This is a genomic window from Pedobacter sp., from assembly GCF_040513095.1.
Classification (GTDB): domain Bacteria; phylum Bacteroidota; class Bacteroidia; order Sphingobacteriales; family Sphingobacteriaceae; genus Pedobacter.
Map to the genome: position 1 here is coordinate 1 of NZ_JBEVDX010000080.1, position 4,812 is coordinate 4,812.

Consider the following 4,812-nt stretch of genomic DNA (forward strand, 5'->3'; position numbering starts at 1 on the left):
GGATTAGGATTCGGGTTACTGGTTTCTCCGTAAACGAAGGACGGGCTGAAATAAAATGCTTTATTGTTAGTGTAGTCTACATTATAGGCATATTTAGCCTTAAGGCCCGTCACAATTTCCAGTTCAGCAGTTGCCGAGGCAAGCCCTCTAAAGTATTTTGAATTGGTTCCTGCAAATTCAAGCGTATTCAATGGATTTCCGGCACCTATAGCACCTGGTGAAGTGATAAACAATGTGCGGCTGCCATCTGCAGCAGTTACAGGAACAATAGGGCTTAACCATAGCGTACGGGTAAGTACGTCGCGCTGACCGGTTTCAAAGGAATTCCTGTTCTGAATACCTCCGCTTGGCGCTATGTTCAGGGTTACCTTCAGCCTTTTACTCAACTGCGATTGAACGTTTGCCTGTAAAGTATAGCGGGTATAATCCGTATATTTTACTGTACCGTCCTGTTTAAGCCGGCCCAGTGAAAACGAGTATTGGGTACTATCAGATCCACCGCGCAAACTTGCATCAATATTGTGCTGCATGCCCGATTGTAGTACAGCATCGTACCAATCTGTGCCTTCGCCATATTGTGCAGGGTTACGAAACTCTGCCGGGATATCTGCATCTGTAACCGTGCGTCCCTGCGAAGCGGCTAAATCCGTAATGATATCTCTTCGGAACTGCGCATATTCAGTTCCGTTTAACACTTCCTGCCTGCCCTTTTGGGGTACCTGCTGTACACCGATATATGAATTGACATTTACAACAGGCGTACCTTTCTTTCCTTTTTTAGTAGTGATGATCACTACGCCATTGGATCCCCTGGAGCCATAGATTGCAGTAGACGAAGCGTCTTTAAGTACGCTCACTGATTCTATATCATCAGGACTTAATACATTCAATGGATTGTAAACTTGTCCGGTAGTGTTGGAAATAGCAAAACCATCAATTACATAGAGTGGGTTATCTCCTGCTCCGATGGAGCCTGAACCCCGTACACGCACTGTTGTTCCGCCCCCTGGTGTACCGGTAGTCTGACTGATACGTACGCCGGGCATTTGTCCAACAAGTTTCTGGTCAATAGACGCAACCGGCAGGTCTCTTACCTGTGCCGCTGTAATTGTTGCCACAGACCCTGTAAGGTCTTTCTTTTCGCGGCTGCCGTAGCCAATAACTACTACTTCGTTTAAGCCCTGGTTACTGTCCTGCAGAACTGCATTGACCGTCGTTTTGCCTGCTACAGGAACTTCAAGGGTACTAAATCCAATGTAGGAGAATACCAATGTCGAATTTTCATCCACACTAATCCTGTAAACCCCATTGCCATCAGTTATAGCTGTCCCCTGCCGGTTCTTTTCCTTTACAGTAACACCAGGAAGTGCTCCGCCATTGGTATCTGTTACCTTACCTGTAATTACAATTTGTGCCGCTTTAGGTATTGGCCTGGAAGTAATAAGGATAGTGGTGTTTTGTATCTTATATGTGAGCGGCTGATCAGCGAAGCAGAGGTCCAGCACTTCCTGGAGTGTAGCATCTTTGATTTTTAAAGATACTTTCTTAGCCATTTTGAGCTCATCGCTTTTATATAAAAAGTCATACTTGCTCTGAGCCTGCACCTGTTCGAAAACTTCTTTCAGGGTAGCTGTTTTTACGTTGAGGGAAACTCGCTGTGCATATGTAGCTGCGGACACCTGCATAAAGGTGAGAGCGAGCATGACAAACGTTAACTTCATGATCAGTATGGTTTTTAAACAGCAGCAGCGTTGCCTGCCGCCTGTTAGAGCAGTAAATTTTTTGTACATTTGAATGTTAGATTTAATGTTTAAGATTGTATGCTATGCAGTTAAAACAAACGGATCTTTCGTGGCTATTGCCCGAGTCCAGAAGCGGTCCAACGCTTCTGGTTCTTCGAAAAATCGTTTGGAATAGTCTAATTATTCCATGATTTCTATCCTCCTTCCATTGATCTTAAAATGTATATGGTGATCTAGTTCTTCGAGATGCCTAAGCAATTCTGCTATGCTTTTATTGCGGTAGAATGTGCCCCCGAACTGTTTATTGTTAATGACATTTTGTTTAAATTCTACTTCCACATCATACCAGCGGGAAACTTGCTTCATGATGCCCCTGATATTCTGATCATCAAAGCGGAAATAGCCATTTTTCCAGGCCATAGCTTGTGCGATATCACCCTGGGAAATTAAAATATCACCGGAGTTTTTGCTGACGGCGGCTTGCTGTCCGGGACTTAACCTGCGGGTATTACCGCCACTGGTAAGTTGAACGGAACCTTCAAGCAATGTTGTAGTGGCCTCATCGTCATCCTGGTAACCCGATACGTTGAAGTGTGTTCCGAGAACTTTGATTTCTGTTGCGCCGATCATCACCACAAAGGGCTTTGCTGCGTTTTTTGCAACTTCAAAATAAGCTTCACCGTTAAGCACAACCTGGCGTCTGTTTCCTCTGAATGCTGCAGGAAAACGAAGAGATGATGCAGAATTCAGCCATACCTTTGTGCCATCGGCCAGCGTAATCTGATATTCGCCTCCCTTTGGCGTTTTCAAATCATTGAGGGCAACGTCCTGTACGCTCTGGGTTGCTTTGCCATATGGTTGAGTCGCCTGATAAACGATCTGGCCTGACCTGACTTTACGGATAGCTGAATTGCCCGTACCCTGTAGGATTCCCTCCTGTTGCGCCTCAAGATCGATTATCTGACCGTTAGACAATGTGAGTGTTGCTTTTTTGCTACCAGGCTGGATACTTGACTTGCCGCCAGACTTGCTTGCTGCAAATTTATTTTCTGAAATGCGCCCTGGTGTTTTTATAAAATGCAAGGACACTGATAAAGCGATCAGCACCATCGCAGCAATATAATACCACTTATTTGCTATCCCCCGGGAACTTTTCAGGATATGGTCGGTTTGGGGTAAGTGGTGGTTAGCCCGTATTGCGTTATAAACTGCAACAGATTCTGACTGATCTAATTCTGCCGTATCAGGCAACAAAAATAAGATCTCGTCCATCAGCGGCGCGATCTCCTGCAAATCATCTGTATCCAGATAGTCCAGCAGTTCTTTACAATCAGCTTTGCTGATGGAATTATCGAAGTATTGCTGCAACAGTTCCCTTAACTTTTCCTTTGTCATTGTTCTGCTTCAATATGCCCTTAAAAAGGCCGTTTAAAATAGAACACCGCAGAGGGATGGAGTTAACTAGTCAGGTGAAAATTATTTCAAAGATTCTGGTCAATTGTAGAGAAACACAATTACCAGGTAAAACAGATCGCAATATTTGAGTTCTGTACGCAGTTTTTTGAGTGCTTCAGTAAGCTGATTGTTAACGGTGCTGGAAGATATCTGCATCTGGGATGCGATTTCCTTATGGGTAAACCCTTCCTGACGGCTTAACCGATACACTTTTTGTTGCTGTTTGGGAAGGGTGCTCACGATCTTTTCTGTATAACTCAGCAGATCTTTTTCCATAACAGTATCTTCTGTAGGATTATGCATCTGCTCTATCCGGCTTACGAGTTTATCGAAAAGGTTTTGGGATCGGTTGATCTCCCTAAGTTTGTTTAGAGACAAGCGCTTGGCAATAACAAAGAGATATAACCAAAGATTTCCTGAGGGATCAAGTTTACTGCGATTGATCCAGAGTTTGATAAAGGTTTCCTGCACTATCTCACTTGCCAGATCTTTGTCTTTTAAAAAACGCAGTGCAAGGTTGTATACTTTGTTGTGATATTTTGAATAAATTATTTTGACAACAGGATCATGTCCGTCAATCAGGAACTGAATGTCTTGGTCAAAAATATTTTCCACGTTACAAGCGTATTTATTATTTGGTTAGTAAGGAGGAAAGTTATGAAATTAACTTCATCCACCAAAGCAAATTCAAACTATGGAAAGTTTATAAGAAGCCGCACATTGTTTTGAAGGAATAATGTGCGGCTTTATCGAGAGAAAACTCCCTCTTTAATAGTAAAAATGAGATCGATTATCTCTCGCTGTATTGTGTTTCGTAGTACTTCTGATAATTACCCGAGGTTACATTTGTCAACCACTCTTCATTCTCCAGGTACCACTCTACCGTTTTCTCCAGTCCTTCTTCAAACTGCAGGCTTGGCACCCAGTTCAATTTCTCCTGTAGTTTGGTAGAATCAATTGCGTAACGCAGATCATGTCCTGCACGGTCAGTTACAAAAGTAATCAGGCTTGCCGACTCCCCATCTGTACGTCCCAGTTTTTTATCCATGATTTTGCAGAGCAGATGGATCAGGTCAATATTTTTCCATTCATTGTGCCCACCGATATTATAAGTCTCCCCTGTTTTAGCTTCGTGGAAAATCACATCAATCGCACGCGCATGATCCTCTACCCACAACCAGTCGCGGATATTCTCACCTTTACCGTAAACCGGTACTGGAAGGCTGTTCTTGATATTGTTAATCGCTAAGGGGATCAGTTTTTCAGGGAAGTGATGAGAACCGTAATTGTTTGAACAGTTAGAGATCACCACATCAATTCCGTATGTATCATGGTATGCCCTTACAAAATGATCTGAAGAGGCTTTGGAAGCCGAGTAAGGGCTATGCGGATCATAAGCGGTAGTTTCTGTAAACATGCCAGTATCACCCAGTGCGCCATATACTTCATCCGTGGAAACATGATAGAATCTCTTTTTGTCATAATCACCTTTCCAGAACTCACGTGCTGAGTTCAGCAGGTTGACAGTTCCGATCACGTTAGTCATAACAAATGCAGTAGGATCTGTAATTGAGCGGTCAACATGTGACTCCGCAGCGAGGTGGATCACCGCATC

4 protein-coding genes are annotated in these 4,812 nt (G+C 43.5%); all 4 read right to left on the minus strand.

Features of this window, described 5'->3' with window-relative positions:
- A partial coding sequence (locus ABWY16_RS10035; RefSeq protein WP_353904511.1) for a SusC/RagA family TonB-linked outer membrane protein occupies positions 1-1,721 on the minus strand: 1,721 nt, incomplete at its 3' end.
- Between the two features lie 201 nt (positions 1,722-1,922).
- Positions 1,923-3,137: a FecR family protein gene (locus ABWY16_RS10040; RefSeq protein ID WP_353904512.1), complete on the minus strand. Its 1,215-nt coding sequence runs from the start codon at positions 3,135-3,137 to the stop codon at positions 1,923-1,925.
- A gap of 99 nt (positions 3,138-3,236) precedes the next feature.
- The gene (locus tag ABWY16_RS10045) at positions 3,237-3,812 is read right to left on the minus strand and encodes an RNA polymerase sigma factor (RefSeq protein ID WP_353904513.1); all 576 of its coding nucleotides are present in this window, start codon (positions 3,810-3,812) and stop codon (positions 3,237-3,239) included.
- Positions 3,813-3,987: 175 nt separating this feature from the next.
- Positions 3,988-4,812, minus strand: an 825-nt coding sequence (gene rfbB / locus ABWY16_RS10050) for a dTDP-glucose 4,6-dehydratase (RefSeq protein ID WP_353904514.1), incomplete at its 5' end; no start/stop codon positions are given.